This is a genomic window from Vibrio amylolyticus (assembly GCF_023145695.1).
Taxonomy (GTDB): domain Bacteria; phylum Pseudomonadota; class Gammaproteobacteria; order Enterobacterales; family Vibrionaceae; genus Vibrio; species Vibrio amylolyticus.
In genome coordinates this window covers 94,476-109,180 of record NZ_JAJHVV010000002.1, presented here as the reverse complement: position 1 = coordinate 109,180, position 14,705 = coordinate 94,476, and the positions used below count along the sequence as shown (strand labels likewise).

General features: G+C 43.6%; 11 protein-coding genes and 8 tRNA genes. 1 reads left to right on the top strand and 18 read right to left on the bottom strand.

The annotated features are described in order from the left end of the window. The first annotated feature begins 68 nt into the window (after positions 1–68). Complete coding sequence (locus KP803_RS03500; RefSeq protein ID WP_248007450.1) at positions 69–1,334, top strand: HlyC/CorC family transporter; 1,266 nt, start codon at positions 69–71, stop codon at positions 1,332–1,334. 107 nt (positions 1,335–1,441) lie between these two features. Here the strand turns inward: KP803_RS03500 and luxS are convergent, their stop codons facing one another. The 18 genes from luxS to KP803_RS03410 form a co-directional block, all read right to left on the bottom strand. Further along, positions 1,442–1,960: an S-ribosylhomocysteine lyase gene (gene luxS, locus KP803_RS03495; protein ID WP_248007449.1), complete on the bottom strand. Its 519-nt coding sequence runs from the start codon at positions 1,958–1,960 to the stop codon at positions 1,442–1,444. Between the two features lie 131 nt (positions 1,961–2,091). Continuing rightward, positions 2,092–3,657 (bottom strand): glutamate--cysteine ligase, encoded by a 1,566-nt coding sequence (gshA, locus tag KP803_RS03490; RefSeq protein ID WP_248007756.1) that lies wholly within the window; start codon positions 3,655–3,657, stop codon positions 2,092–2,094. A gap of 118 nt (positions 3,658–3,775) precedes the next feature. Continuing rightward, positions 3,776–6,634: a M16 family metallopeptidase gene (locus tag KP803_RS03485; protein ID WP_248007448.1), complete on the bottom strand. Its 2,859-nt coding sequence runs from the start codon at positions 6,632–6,634 to the stop codon at positions 3,776–3,778. A gap of 9 nt (positions 6,635–6,643) precedes the next feature. Next, positions 6,644–7,105, bottom strand: coding sequence for a YqaA family protein (locus tag KP803_RS03480; RefSeq protein WP_248007447.1), 462 nt, complete (start codon positions 7,103–7,105; stop codon positions 6,644–6,646). Beyond that, on the bottom strand, positions 7,099–8,049 hold the full coding sequence (locus KP803_RS03475) for an NADP-dependent oxidoreductase (RefSeq protein ID WP_248007446.1): 951 nt from the start codon (positions 8,047–8,049) through the stop codon (positions 7,099–7,101). The genes KP803_RS03480 and KP803_RS03475 overlap by 7 nt, the downstream gene beginning before the upstream one ends. Positions 8,050–8,210: 161 nt before the next feature. Further along, positions 8,211–9,341 carry a sodium ion-translocating decarboxylase subunit beta gene (locus tag KP803_RS03470; RefSeq protein ID WP_248007445.1) on the bottom strand — a complete coding sequence of 377 codons (1,131 nt, stop codon included), beginning with the start codon at positions 9,339–9,341 and terminating at the stop codon, positions 8,211–8,213. 9 nt (positions 9,342–9,350) lie between these two features. Continuing rightward, positions 9,351–11,129, bottom strand: coding sequence for a sodium-extruding oxaloacetate decarboxylase subunit alpha (gene oadA / locus KP803_RS03465; protein WP_248007444.1), 1,779 nt, complete (start codon positions 11,127–11,129; stop codon positions 9,351–9,353). Between the two features lie 31 nt (positions 11,130–11,160). After that, positions 11,161–11,418: an oxaloacetate decarboxylase subunit gamma gene (locus tag KP803_RS03460; RefSeq protein ID WP_248007443.1), complete on the bottom strand. Its 258-nt coding sequence runs from the start codon at positions 11,416–11,418 to the stop codon at positions 11,161–11,163. Positions 11,419–11,789: 371 nt separating this feature from the next. After that, positions 11,790–11,866 (bottom strand) — tRNA-Arg (locus tag KP803_RS03455). Positions 11,867–11,932: 66 nt separating this feature from the next. Next, a tRNA-Arg gene (locus KP803_RS03450) sits at positions 11,933–12,009 on the bottom strand. A gap of 59 nt (positions 12,010–12,068) precedes the next feature. Beyond that, positions 12,069–12,145: transfer RNA gene (locus KP803_RS03445), tRNA-Arg, on the bottom strand. A 57-nt stretch (positions 12,146–12,202) separates the two neighbouring features. Next, positions 12,203–12,279, bottom strand: a tRNA-Arg gene (locus KP803_RS03440). A 57-nt stretch (positions 12,280–12,336) separates the two neighbouring features. Continuing rightward, positions 12,337–12,413: transfer RNA gene (locus KP803_RS03435), tRNA-Arg, on the bottom strand. Positions 12,414–12,480: 67 nt separating this feature from the next. Next, a tRNA-Ser gene (locus KP803_RS03430) sits at positions 12,481–12,573 on the bottom strand. 45 nt (positions 12,574–12,618) lie between these two features. Then, positions 12,619–12,695, bottom strand: a tRNA-Arg gene (locus KP803_RS03425). Positions 12,696–12,764: 69 nt separating this feature from the next. Further along, a tRNA-Ser gene (locus KP803_RS03420) sits at positions 12,765–12,857 on the bottom strand. A 184-nt stretch (positions 12,858–13,041) separates the two neighbouring features. After that, on the bottom strand, positions 13,042–13,242 hold the full coding sequence (gene csrA, locus KP803_RS03415) for a carbon storage regulator CsrA (protein ID WP_248007442.1): 201 nt from the start codon (positions 13,240–13,242) through the stop codon (positions 13,042–13,044). A gap of 92 nt (positions 13,243–13,334) precedes the next feature. After that, positions 13,335–14,522 carry an aspartate kinase gene (locus KP803_RS03410; protein ID WP_248007441.1) on the bottom strand — a complete coding sequence of 396 codons (1,188 nt, stop codon included), beginning with the start codon at positions 14,520–14,522 and terminating at the stop codon, positions 13,335–13,337. Positions 14,523–14,705: the final 183 nt, after the last annotated feature.

Below are 14,705 nucleotides of genomic sequence, written 5' to 3'. Positions count from 1 at the left end.
CTGTATCATTGACATCTTTATTATTATCGGTCATAAATTAAGCAACAAACAAAAAGGGAAACTCTAGATTGGACGACATCTCCACTGTTTTTTTATTCACGTTACTTGGCTGTTTGATCGTTATCTCCGGATACTTTTCAGGCTCAGAAACGGGAATGATGTCTCTAAACCGTTATCGGTTAAAGCATTTAGCCGGAACAGGGCACAAAGGCGCAAAGCGTGTTGAAAAACTCTTAAGCCGCCCAGATCGACTCATTGGTCTGATCCTTATCGGGAATAACTTAGTTAATATCCTCGCCTCTGCAATCGCAACCATCATAGGTATGCGGTTATATGGCGATGTGGGTGTGGCTTTGGCAACCGGTATATTGACGTTAGTTATCCTCGTATTTGCAGAAGTGACCCCGAAAACCATCGCATCGCTCTATCCAGAACGCGTTTCCTACGCCAGCAGTATCCTTCTTCTTATCTTAATGAAGCTGCTTTCTCCACTTGTGATCTTAGTGAACTTTATTACCAATGGATTTATTCGCTTATTAGGCGTTAAAGCGGATCATAGTCAAGAAGATCATCTAAGCTCAGAAGAATTAAGAACGGTTGTGAATGAAGCTGGGAACCTGATTCCTCAGCGCCACCAAGACATGTTGGTCTCTATTCTCGATTTAGAGCATGTCACGGTCAATGACATCATGATTCCTCGTAATGAAATAACGGGAATCGATATAAACGATGACTGGAAGTCTATTGTTCGCCAATTAACCCACTCCCCCCATGGACGAGTTGTTCTTTACCGCGACCAAATTGATGAAGTCGTGGGCATGCTAAGGCTTCGTGAAGCATATCGTCTGATGCTTGAAAAGAATGAGTTTAATAAAGAAACCCTACTTAGAGCGGCTGATGAAGTGTACTTCATTCCAGAGAGCACACCGCTTAACGTTCAATTATTGAAATTCCAACGAAATAAGCAGCGTATCGGCTTGATTGTCGATGAGTATGGCGACATCAATGGGCTAGTGACGTTAGAAGATATTCTTGAAGAAATTGTTGGCGAATTTACCACCTCGATTGCACCAAGCTTGTCTGATGAAATCACACCACAGTCTGATGGGAGTTTTCTTATTGAAGGAAGTACCAATATTCGTGATATCAACAAAGGGCTGCAATGGAAACTACCAACGGACGGGCCAAGAACCCTTAATGGTTTGATTCTAGAACACCTTGAAGATATCCCAGAGAGCCACATCAGCATCCAGGTAGCCAAACACCCTATGGAAATCGTTGAGCTTGAAGAGAATCGCATCAAGCTAGTCAGAGTCTTCCCAAAGGTCTCTTAATACGAATAAAGGGGTCAGGTATTCACTCTGGCGACAAGATAGCGAAAATAAAAAAGCCTTGAGACCATTAATCTCAAGGCTTTTTAGTATCACTTCTTTAAGAAGAATTAGTCTACTTTAAGCTCTTTTAGCATCGCTTCTGGTAGTGCTAGCTCATCATTTTTGTTCACTGAGATACCCGCTGAAATAATGTTCTTAGCAATCTCTTGAGCTTGAGAGAGTGAGTGCATTGCAGCCGTACCACATTGATATTCATTCAGCTCTGGGATTTTATTTTGATCAGCAACTTTCAATACATCTTCCATTGCCGCTAACCATGAAGCAGCAACGACGTCTTCACTTGGTGTACCGATCAGGCTCATGTAGAACCCAGTACGACAACCCATTGGTGAGATATCGATGATCTCGACTGAATCACCATTTAGGTGATTACGCATGAAACCCGCATATAAGTGCTCTAATGTATGAATACCTTCTTCTGAAAGAATCTCTTTGTTTGGCGCAGTAAAACGTAGATCGAACACCGTAATAGTATCGCCTTTAGGTGTCTGCATTGTTTTTGCAACACGTACAGCGGGTGCATTCATACGAGTGTGGTCGACGGTAAAACTATCTAATAACGGCATTGCTTTTCCTTAATCATTATTGTGCACAAGCCATCCCTAACCTGTGCCGTTCAGCTCAACTCACTAAGTCATTCAGTCTTAGTTGTTGAGTCTCAATTATCAGAGCACGTTAACAACGGGATTTCGTGCCACTACTTTAAGTATGAAAAGTAGTTCTCTAAATAGGTATCGAATTCTTCAGTATCACTACTCTCTACCGCTGCTTGCGCTTCACGAGAGCGAATCACTTCCGATTCCATCTGTTGTTGAGAGTATACTTTATATTGGTGCTGCTGGTATTGCTGACGATAGGTCATCCCTAGCTCACATCCAAGTTGGCCCAGTCCACCATATTGCTTCGTCATTGCGAGCAATTGCCCAGAGATAGTCAGTTCAGGTTGATCTATCCACTGAATAAGCTTGTCACAAACATCTTGATAAGCGCGTCCACCGTGCGCTTCATCCATTGAGCGAGCAATCAGTATCAGATCATCAAACACACGCTTAGCCCATGCTTGAAGCGTCAACTGTTCTCCTCGACAACCAATCTGTAATTCTAACCCTGTTTTTCGTCCTTCAAGAATGACCTTGTTCCAGTTATCTCTCCAGCACTTAAGCTCGCAATCGTCCATAGGATCAGAGTCACTTAACGTCGCCCATGTCAGGAAAAGATCGAGGAAACGAACTTGCTCTTCGGTAATACCAACTGAGCTGAATGGATTCACATCTAAAGAACGAACTTCAATATATTCAACCCCTGCACGGCCTAGTGCCTCAGACGGTTTTTCATCTGATTTTGCTACGCGTTTAGGGCGAATAGGCGCATACAATTCATTTTCAATTTGCAGTACATTGCTATTCAACTGGCGGTACTCTCCTTCTACCTTGATGCCAATATTGGCAAACTCTTCTGAAGGCGTGCGAATCGCTTTATTCAACCCTTCAAGGTATTGCTCTAAACTGTTAAATCCAATTTTGAGCACGCTTTGAGCGCTGTTGGTATAACCTAAGTCACTTAACCTTAGTGACGTCGCATGCGGCAGATACAAGGTTTGATTGATATTTTCAAACGGAAGCTTGGTTTCTCTTCCTTTTAAGAAAGAAGAACACAGTGCCGGTGACGCACCGAAGAAGTAAGGAATTAACCAGCCAAAACGGTAGTAATTACGAATCAAGCCAAAATAAGCATCTGACTTACTCGCTTCGCGCTCACTTTGTTGCTGTTCACCGTAAAGCGCATCCCAAAACGTTTCTGGAAACGAGAAGTTAAAATGCACACCAGAGATAATCTGCATCAAGCTACCATAGCGGTGCTTCAAGCCTTCACGATAGAGCGTCTTCATCTTGCCGGAATTTGATGTGCCGTAATACGCAAGATTGATGTCATCTTCAACACCGACATAACAAGGCATCGATAATGGCCACATTTTCTCTTCACCTAAGTTCTTTTGGGCGAAGTGATGAATGTCTTCGAGTTGGTAAACTAAAGTCGAAACGTCGTGGGAAACAGGAGTAATGAACTCCAGAAGAGACTCAGAAAAGTCAGTGGTTATCCATTCATTTGAATACGCTGAACCTAATCCGTCAGGGTGTGGTGTGGTCGCAAGGTGTCCGTTCTGGTGGTAGCGTAAGGTCTCACGCTCTACACCACGTCCATATTGCTTAAACACGTCCGATTGTTTGGCTATTAAATCTAGCCTAGCAGCAAAATCAGTCAAAATGTGGGTCACTTATATTCATATTTATGCGCTTGTAAGAAAAACTCACCATTAAGCTAGCACTAAAATAGGTTGTTAGAATTTGGGCGGAATCATCCGCCCTTTATAAATGTGTACTCTAACGGATGATTTCAAGCTCTTCTATCGGAATATCGAGTTTTTCTAACTCCGGCATTAAGCTCTTCGCATCACCAACCACAATAATTTGGTAATCATCAGGGTTAAACCATTTATTTGCGAGCTTATCTAGCGTTGCCTTATCGACGGTTTCTACAATTCGATTTCTCTGCTGTAGATAGTCTTCATCCAAACTATAGGTAAGAATATTACTTAGCAACGCCGCTTTTTGCGATGGCGTCTCGTATTTAAGGGCATCTTGCTGACCAACGGCTAAACGCAAGAAGTCTAGTTCAGATTCCGTAAGCCCCTTCTCACTAAACAGTGCTAGCTCTTTTTGCAGCTCTTCTATAGAAGCAACGGTAGCATTAGCTCGAACCTGAGCATTAAACACGATAATACCCACTTCGCGATTCGCTGCTAAATAGCCGCTAGCTCCATAGGTATAACCTTTATCTTCACGTAGATTCTGATTGATTCGACTATTGAAATTACCCGCTAAATTGAAGTTAGCAAGTTGAGTTAAGTAAGTCTCTCCAGTGGCATCAAAAGAGCGACCTTTTCTAACCAGGCGAACCACACTCTGTGGTGCATGAGGTTTATCAACGAGATATATCTTCTGTTCCGTCAGTGGTTTCACCACTTGTGGCCTTAGTAGCGGAGAGACCTCTCCCTGCCAATTCGAGAAGAAGGCCAACTCTTGTTTAATCGCTTTTCTATCGATATCACCTACGACCACAACTTGAGCGCCATGTGGTGTGTAATGCGTGTTATAAAACTCCGTTACATCATCTAACGTTAAGTTTGCTATCGACGCCTCTGTTCCATCTCGAGAACGAGAAAATAGCGAACGGCCGAAGATAACTTGACGTGTGGCTTGTGATGCTAGCCAGTTAGGAGTTTGGTGACGATAAATCACGCCCTCTAACATTTGCTGTTTGAGCCTGTCAAAATCCGCTTGAGCAAACTTAGGTTCAAAAAGAATCTCTTCCACAATTGCCAACGTTGGCGTTAAGTTTTTTTCCAATGCCGACACACTGATTGACGTGCTATAAGAGCCCGCGCTGACACTGATATTACTACCTAGCTTATCGAGCTCTGCCTTAAGCGCTTCTAAAGAGCGCTGCTGTGTCCCCTCTTCCAACAGTGAAGCCGTCAAGTTCGCTAGTCCTTCTTTTCCTCTAGCAACGTGCCTCTCTCCTGCAGGTAAGTAAAACTCGATTTGAACGGTTGGGGTTTCAGTGGTTTTTGTGCCTAGCAGCTCCGCACCATTATCAAAATACACTTCATACAGCTTAGGCATTTGTGCTTGAACGCCACCAGCAACTTCTGGCATCACTGAACGATCAAACTCATCAATTGCTCGGCGTTGCTCTAGCTGGTCTGCTGAAATCTTTTGATATTCTGGCAAGGTTCGTTCTGCAGGGCTGAAATTAGCCTCTTGTACCGCAAGATCCATTTCACCTCTCGGTATAACACTCAGTGTCACTTTCGGTTTGCCTTGTAGGTACTCTTGGTACACAGACATAATCGATACAGGGGAGACTTCACGGATCTGATTTAAGCGTGTTTCAATACGATCTGGCTGACCGTAGAAGGTTTGATTTGAAGCGAGTTGAGTCACCTTGCCGCGAACACTTTCTAGTGCAAATACGGCGTTTGCTTCTGCCATGCCCGTGATCTGATCGAGGCGCTCTTGCTCAGCCCCCTCATTTGAAAACACCTCCAGTGTATCCATTAGCTCTTCGTACAGTGGGGTTAAATCCCCTTCTCCGCCCGATGCCCCCATCGCGTAGACATAGAATGTACACGCAAGCTCAGCACAATCTTGGAATGCACCGGCATCCACAGCCTTTTGAGTTTTCACCAAACGTTGATAGAGCAAGCCATTCGCGCCACCACCAAGTACATTAGCTAAAGAGTCTAACGACACTTGTTGCTCGCTTCCTCGATATTCGGTTGGCCAACCCACGATTACCATTGGTTGTTGGATACGATCTTCTAAGGTGACGTAACGATCTTCCGTCAGCACTGCCGGTTCCTTAGGTGCCTTTTCAACTTCAGGGCCTTTAGGGATTGACCCAAAATACTGATTTATCCACGCTAACGTTTCATCTTCGTCAAAGTCACCACCGATTGTTATTACGGCGTTATTTGGCCCATACCAACGTAGGAAGAATGCTTTAAGATCATTCACATCAACACGATCAAGATCTTCTACATAGCCAATTGGTTGCCATGAATATGGGTGCCCCTCAGGGTAGATAGATTCCCCCATTCGCTCCCACATTAATCCATAAGGGCGGTTATCATAGCCCTGTGCGCGTTCATTTTTTACCGTATCACGCTGAATCTCAAATTTGTGCTGAGAGACCGCATCAAGTAAAAAGCCCATGCGGTCAGACTCTAACCACAATACTTTTTCAAGTTGATTGGAGGGTACGGTTTGAAAGTAGTTAGTTCGGTCTCGATTGGTGGTTCCATTTAATGTTCCACCCGCTTCGGTAATAAGTCGGAAGTGTTCTTGGTCGCCCACATTCTCAGATCCCTGGAACATCATATGCTCAAAGAAATGCGCAAAGCCTGACTTACCCACCTCTTCACGGGCAGAGCCAACATGATAAGTAACATCGACATGAACGAGTGGATCAGAGTGATCCGGAGATAATATGACCGTTAGCCCATTATCTAACTCATATTTTGAGTACGGGATCATCACCTTGTCAGGTGTTTGAGAAACCTCTTCAATTAATGTCACCCCATCAGGCACTGAAGAGAAAAAAGGAACGGAAGGAATTGTGTAACTTGAACAGGCTGAAATAGTGAGGAGAGAAACTGCTCCTAACCAAATATTTCTCATGACATTTCCTTAAAAGAATCCAAAGTAGATTGCAGCTAATAAGCTGTATCGGAGCGCTTTACCAATAAGAATAAGAATAAAACAAGGTAAAAATCGCATTCTTAACCAACCGGCGGCTAAGCAGAGTGGATCACCAATAACCGGTAACCAACTAAATAATAACGTCCAGTAGCCATAGCGATTAAGCCAGTGAATAGCTTTATGACCATGTTTTTCTTGTTGAGTTCGATTTGGTAAAAATAAACCAAGCCAATAGTTTGTCATACCACCAAGGGTGTTACCTATGGTCGCAATAACAATAATGATGAAAGTAGAGTATTGATTTAGGGCTAATGTAGCAATTAGCCCTGCTTCTGAACCACCAGGTAACAATGTAGCACTAAGAAAGCCACTGATGAAAAGAACCCAAAGGGCGGAGTCAGAAAACCAAAGAGCGAAAGTTTCAAACGCAGAAGTAAACGTCTCTAGCATTGCATATCAAGTAACACCTTGCCTCGCGTATGCCCCGTTTCAATTTGTAAATGGGCATCTTGCGCTTGTGTATAAGGGAATATTTGTTGGATCTCTGTTTTAAGCAGTCCAACGCTTACCATGTAAAGCATAGTATCAAGTTGTTCTGGATTAGGATCAACGAGCATGCCGGTTGCTTCAAAACCAAGAAGCTTGGCTTTTTCACAAATAAGTTCAGCGCTTAAGGTAGGAACCGTCACAACTCGCGCCCCGTCTTTTAAGCACTTCAATGCATCTAAGGCAGCATCGCCTCCAATCAAATCAATAAGTACATCCACTTCTTCAACTCTTTCAGAGACAGGAGCAAATTCGTAATTGATCGCGTGTGCACCTAGTGTCGCCATGTAGTCTAAATTGCTCTCACTGCAGCTAGTAAAAACTTCTGCTTTTGCGGCAATGGCGATTTGTACTGCAAGATGACCAACACCGCCTGCTCCTGCAAGAATAAGAACGCGATCGCCCTCTTTTACTTCTGCTTTATTGAGTGCTTGTGCTGCCGTTTGACCCGCTAAAGGGAGTACCGCAGCAGCTTCCAGTGTCACCGCATCAGGCACCAAACTTAATTCAGTTTCAGAAACACATACATACTGGCTATACCCTCCCCCTTGTAGCGGAAAGCCTATAAAACCTGCAACAGTCGCACCTTGTTCAAAACGGGTTGCATTATCGCCTGCTGCTACGATTTTTCCAGCAATATCGTAACCTGGTACCCAAGGCAAATTATCTTTATTTTGAGCAGCTGCCCAACCAAGACCAGCACGAGTTTTAACATCGATAGGGTTAACACCGGAAAATACAACTTTAACAACCACCTCACCAGGTTTTGGCTGAGGTACATCTGACGTTAGGGTGCTAAGAACATCAACGCCACCGAATTTGGTAATTGCAATCTGCTTATTTTCCATCGTTACGATTCCCTATTAAAAAAAGAAAGGGATGCCGAAGCATCCCTTTGAATATATAACATTTCTTGCAACTAAGTTAACTTTTGGCTCGCAAATTAACCATCTCTTGACTAAATAGCCTTTTCGTTAAACAGCAAAACCTTATTAACCACTCACTCTTGTTAACCTACAAGCGCAAGAAGAATACCAGCAGCAACCGCTGAACCAAGTACACCTGCTACGTTTGGTCCCATAGCATGCATCAGTAAGAAGTTTTGTGAGTTCGCTTCTAAGCCAACCTTGTTCACGACACGCGCCGCCATAGGTACAGCCGATACGCCAGCAGCACCAATAAGTGGGTTGATGTCTTCTTTCGAGTACTTGTTCAGAAGCTTAGCCATCAAAACACCCGCTGCGGTACCGATACTGAATGCGACCGCTCCGAGTAACAAAATACCTAACGTCTTAAAGTTCAAGAATGTATCAGCTTGAAGCTTAGAACCTACGCCAAGACCAAGAAAAATAGTCACAACGTTAATCAGTTCGTTTTGAGCTGTTTTCGACAAGCGATCAACTACGCCCGCTTCACGCATCAAATTACCCAGACAGAACATACCAACAAGTGGTGTTGCTGACGGTAAGAACAGAATAGTCATCAACAATACAGCAAGTGGAAAGATAACCTTCTCCGCTTTACCGACATGTTTAAGCTGAGCCATCTTGATTGAACGCTCTTCAGGTGTTGTCAGAGCTTTCATGATTGGCGGCTGAATAATCGGTACTAATGCCATATAGCTGTATGCGGCAACAGCGATAGCACCAAGTAATTCAGGCGACAGTTTGCTAGCAAGGAATATCGCCGTTGGACCATCTGCACCACCAATGATTGCGATAGAAGCTGCGTCAGGCATGGAGAACTCCATTCCTGGTATGTAGTTCAGCATAATCGCACCAAATAGAGTGGCGAAAATACCAAACTGAGCAGCAGCCCCAAGCCATAAGGTTTTCGGGTTTGCAATCAGCGCACCAAAATCCGTCATTGCCCCAACACCCATAAAGATAAGTAGTGGGAAAATACCAGTTTCAATACCAATATAATAAACGTAATAAAGCAAACCACCTGGATCGGTAAATCCAGCATTTGGGATGTTTGCTAATATTGCGCCAAAGCCGATAGGCAGTAATAGTAATGGTTCAAAGCCACGAGTAATCGCTAAAAACAGCAGAATTGCGCCAACTAACATCATGCATAGTTGACCAAATTCAAAGTTAGCGATCCCTGTCTCTGACCATAAGATCATCAATCCTTCCATGGTGATCCCTTACGCTAAGCTTAGAAGTGGCGAACCAACAGTAACAGCATCGCCCTCTTTCACATGAAGATCTTGTACAATACCGCCACGAGCAGCTCGTACTTCCGTTTCCATCTTCATCGCTTCAAGGATCAATAGTACATCTCCTTCCGCAACCTGAGCGCCAGCTTGAACGTTAACTTTAAAGATATTTCCAGCAAGTGGTGCAGGTACAGATTCTGAGTTCCCAGCAGGTGCTACTGGTGCTGCGACAGGCGCTGAGCCTTGAGCAGGAGCAACCGAAGTAAGCTCACCTTGAGGACCGACCTCGACATCATAAACCTGACCATCAACTTTAACGCTGTAGCTCTCAATACCACCTGCAGCAGGGCTAGCCGTCACTTGTGGTTGAGCTTGTTCTGCACTTGGTGCAGGTTCAAAAGCTTCAGGGTTACGACGGTTCTTAAGGAACTTCAATCCAACTTGTGGGAATAACGCATACGTTAATACATCATCAACGGTGTCTTCAGCCAATGAAATACCGTCCGTTTTCGCTTTTTCTAACAGCTCTGTTGTTAATGAATCTAGCTCATTATCAAGTAAGTCAGCAGGGCGGCACGTAACAGGCTCTGCGCCATCTAATACTTTTGCTTGCAGCTCTTGATCAACTTCAGCAGGTGCAGCACCGTATTCGCCTTTAAGAAGACCTGCAGTCTCTTTCGTAATACTCTTATAACGCTCACCGGTTAAGACATTGATCACCGCTTGAGAACCAACGATTTGCGATGTTGGTGTCACTAGTGGGATATAACCAAGCTCTTTGCGAACGCGTGGGATCTCTTCAAGTACCTCATCAAGACGATCAGCAGCGCCTTGCTCTTTTAGCTGCCCTTCCATGTTAGTTAACATGCCACCAGGAACTTGAGCGATAAGAATTCTTGAATCAATTCCTTTTAACTGACCTTCCCACTTCGCGTATTTTTTACGGACTTCACGGAAGTAAGCAGCGATAGGCTCAATTTGATCTAATTTCAGGTTGGTATCTCGTTCTGTGCCTTCTAACATCGCAACAACGGTTTCTGTTGGCGTATGTCCATAAGTACAACTCATAGAAGAGATAGCGGTATCTAGAATATCCACACCCGCTTCAACCGCTTTAACAGCCGTTGCAGTCGATAGACCTGTTGTTGCATGACAATGAAGCGCCAGTGGTACGTCACACGATGCTTTAATGCGAGAGATAAGCTCTTCAGCCTCGTAAGGCTTCAAGAGGCCTGACATATCCTTAATACATAATGAGTGGCAACCTAAGTCTTCTAGACGCTTAGCCAAATCAACCCAAGTGTCTGAGTTATGTACAGGGCTTGTGGTGTACGACATTGTGCCTTGTGCATGAGCACCGACATCGACCGTTGCTTTCACTGCCGTTTGGAAGTTTCGTACATCATTCATCGCATCAAAGATACGGAATACATCCATACCGTTAGTGTGCGCTCGTTCAACGAACTTCTCGACAACATCATCCGCATAGTGACGGTAACCTAAAAGGTTTTGACCACGCAGTAACATCTGCATTGGTGTATTTGGCATTGCTTTCTTTAATTCACGCAAACGCTCCCAAGGGTCTTCCCCCAAAAAACGAATACAAGAATCAAACGTAGCGCCTCCCCATGTTTCTAGGGACCAATACCCGACTTTATCCAATTCTGCTGCAATAGGCAGCATATCTTCAATACGCATACGCGTAGCAAATAGTGACTGATGGGCGTCACGAAGGACCACATCTGTAATAGCTAGTGGTTTAGACATGCTCATTAACTCCTTTTAATCCTTAAAAAATCTATTTTGCTGCTGAAATACGATGTTGATGAACCGCAGCAGAGATCGCTGCAACAACTTTCGGACTGATAGCAGAAGGATTTGATTGAACTTTATTATTTTGAATTGGCGTAGCGAACGACTCTGGCGCTTCTGGTGGCACCAGTCTCGACATTAACCGAACAAGGTATACAAGAATAGTTAGGAAAATAAAGACGACTGACATACCCGTAATCATGAGGGTTGCAGCATCTCCTAGCAGGCTTCCAATGTTTGTCATGTTGCTTCCTTTCTTTGTCATCCTGACAATTTTTGTGTCGACGGATCCAGTAAATAATGTCGACAGTAATCTAGGATTATCTCGATTGGTAAAAGTTTGTCAATTTTGTTTAATCAACTCTTAATGATAAAGCGCAATATTGACGATTTTTTCATCGTTCAAATCACATAACTCTGAATATTTGATGCTTTTTAGCTGAATAAGCTGACGGATTATTGGACATTAATCCAAAACTGGGGCGAATAGTGAGATGCAGTTAATAAATTTGAAAATAACTTATAAAAACAAAGACTTGTAAATGGCAAGTTATCAAAATGATAATGAAATGTTAATAAAAAAGCCCCGCTATTAAGCGAGGCTTTTTTAAATAGTGGCGCGTCCTGGAGGATTCGAACCTCCGACCGCCTGGTTCGTAGCCAGGTACTCTATCCAGCTGAGCTAAGGACGCACGGGGTTTTGATATTTATTACTTAGATAAGCGATTAATATCAGGATTAATTAAAACCCTTAATAGTGGCGCGCTCTGGAGGATTCGAACCTCCGACCGCCTGGTTCGTAGCCAGGTACTCTATCCAGCTGAGCTAAGAGCGCACAAGGTTTCGATGTTAAATCATTGATTCAGCATCAGGATTAATAAAAACCCTTAATAGTGGCGCGTCCTGGAGGATTCGAACCTCCGACCGCCTGGTTCGTAGCCAGGTACTCTATCCAGCTGAGCTAAGGACGCACAGGTTTCGATGATAAATCATAGATTCACATCAGGATTAATAAAAACCCTTAATAGTGGCGCGCTCTGGAGGATTCGAACCTCCGACCGCCTGGTTCGTAGCCAGGTACTCTATCCAGCTGAGCTAAGAGCGCACAAGGTTTCGATGTCGAATCATTGATTCAGCACCAGGATTATAAAACCCTTAATAGTGGCGCGTCCTGGAGGATTCGAACCTCCGACCGCCTGGTTCGTAGCCAGGTACTCTATCCAGCTGAGCTAAGGACGCGCAAGATTGTGAAGCATATCACAATTCATTTATTCTGGAACAAAAAAATTGACCCAAGGTCAATAAATGGCGGAGAGGGAGGGATTCGAACCCTCGATGCAGCTATAAACCACATACTCCCTTAGCAGGGGAGCGCCTTCGGCCACTCGGCCACCTCTCCACATTATGTCTTTCATTCTAATAAGAATGCTATTCTTAAAAAGAATGGCGCGTCCTGGAGGATTCGAACCTCCGACCGCCTGGTTCGTAGCCAGGTACTCTATCCAGCTGAGCTAAGGACGCACATTGTTCTCTCAATTTGCTTGCTAAAGCAAACTGTCTATTTGCATGCTAAAACAAATAAGCAAGAAATGGCGGTGAGGGAGGGATTCGAACCCTCGATGCGGCTACAAACCACATACTCCCTTAGCAGGGGAGCGCCTTCGGCCTCTCGGCCACCTCACCGTCTTGCGGAGGCACATATTACGATTTACCAAAAATATGTCAAACACTTTCTTGGCAAAAAGATTAAAAAAAACGTCAACCGTTTGCAATTTAATCAAAGCGATGTGAAATCACTCTTTTTACTCGTAATATCTGATTTAAACTTACAAAAAAGGCCAGCTGATTAGCTAGCCTCTCAACAGTATTAGTAGCTGCCGCCAGGTGCAACGTTACCATTACCTTTTTCTGCTTGGATTCGCATGTAGATTTCTTCGCGGTGCACAGAAACCTCTTTTGGAGCATTAACACCGATACGAACCTGATTACCTTTTACACCAAGAACAGTGACTGTTACTTCATCACCGATCATAAGAGTTTCGCCAACACGGCGAGTCAAAATTAGCATTACTAGCTCCTTGCGTAGTCTCTAAATAAATTTGCTACGAAAGTATTATCTAACAAAAGTTATATTTTCGTAAACAATAATGTTAATCAATATTAGCCTAAAAGCATGTGTTTCTTTTGGTCATCGAATGCTTGGCCTTGGGCAATGTAAGCATCATGTAGCATACAAGCAGCATTATCTACGCAATCTCTTGAAAGAAGGATAGTTAATGAGTCATTATCGAGAAAATGATCAACAACGTTAATATCACACTCCATTAACAACTGCTTTGACGACTTAATCAATCCTTTTGCTCGCAAGCCAACGACCGTTAACAGGCTTACCTCTGAACTATTACGGATTTTGTCGCTGAACACCAGATCCAATTTTGAAATTGACTCATGTTCAATCACTATGCCGCTACGATCTGGATGTTTGATCACACTAAATAGGTTGATCCCAAGCATTTGACATTGAGTCGTAGCGCTGACTATGAACTGTTCATCGATTTCAATGAATAATAAATGTCGATTTATCGCTAAGCCTGCAACCTCTCGAGTTGGGCTGTCACCTTTGATCAAACTTCCCGAATTCACTTCAAATGTCGATAACACGCGTAGAGGAACATTGTGTTTCCACGCATACTGCACTGAAGGTAAATGAAGGACTTTAGCTCCTTTACTTGCCATCTGCTCCATAGAAGGAAAATCTATCTCTTCCAACTTTTTCGCATTAGTGACGACCCTTGGATCGCAAGTGTAAATGCCATCAACATCCGTAAAGATCTGACACTCTTTCGCACTGAGTGCGCCCGCTAAAGTAACTGCACTCGTGTCTGAGCCACCACGGCCTAATGTCGTGATATCCCCGTTATCATTAATACCTTGAAAACCCGCGACTATCACAATGTTGTTCTGTGTTAATAACCGCTCAATGGTATCAGTATTAATGCTCTTAATCGTTGCATCATTGTGTTGATTGTCGGTATGTATCTTCGCTTGACTTGCCGTCAAAGAACACGCCTTGTGCCCTAGCTTATCTAAAGCCATTGCTAGCAGCGCCATCGAGACTTGCTCACCAGCAGAGAGCAAGACATCAAGCTCTCGCGCATTGGGAACACTATCAACTTGCTTAGCCAAAGACATTAAGCGATTCGTCTCACCTGACATCGCAGAGACAACAACCACAACATGATTGCCTTGATTTTTTGCATTAATAACATGCTTGGCGACAGTATAGATCGAATCAATCGTTCCTACTGAAGTACCACCAAATTTTTGTACAATAACGGGCTTTTTCACCAGCCTTCACCTTCCCAAGACTAAAACTTACTAGACTTTCAAAATACGATTTATACGTATGTAAAAGAGAAAAACCAAGTCGTCTACTTGGCACTATATTTCGGCCAATTAAACCACTTGGTTCTATTCACTTTGTTATGCTCAATCAAATTTTTCTAATTGAACAAACATTTTTTTCAACAT

What these genes read in the sequence shown, in the direction of transcription:
- oadA (WP_248007444.1), bottom strand. Translation starts at nt 11,129, where the DNA reads ATGTCTAAACCACTAGCTATTACAGATGTGGTCCTTCGTGACGCCCAT.
- KP803_RS03460 (WP_248007443.1), bottom strand. Translation starts at nt 11,418, where the DNA reads ATGACAAACATTGGAAGCCTGCTAGGAGATGCTGCAACCCTCATGATT.
- KP803_RS03475 (WP_248007446.1), bottom strand. Translation starts at nt 8,049, where the DNA reads ATGGAAAATAAGCAGATTGCAATTACCAAATTCGGTGGCGTTGATGTT.
- KP803_RS03480 (WP_248007447.1), bottom strand. Translation starts at nt 7,105, where the DNA reads ATGCTAGAGACGTTTACTTCTGCGTTTGAAACTTTCGCTCTTTGGTTT.
- KP803_RS03470 (WP_248007445.1), bottom strand. Translation starts at nt 9,341, where the DNA reads ATGGAAGGATTGATGATCTTATGGTCAGAGACAGGGATCGCTAACTTT.
- KP803_RS03485 (WP_248007448.1), bottom strand. Translation starts at nt 6,634, where the DNA reads ATGAGAAATATTTGGTTAGGAGCAGTTTCTCTCCTCACTATTTCAGCC.
- csrA (WP_248007442.1), bottom strand. Translation starts at nt 13,242, where the DNA reads ATGCTAATTTTGACTCGCCGTGTTGGCGAAACTCTTATGATCGGTGAT.
- luxS (WP_248007449.1), bottom strand. Translation starts at nt 1,960, where the DNA reads ATGCCGTTATTAGATAGTTTTACCGTCGACCACACTCGTATGAATGCA.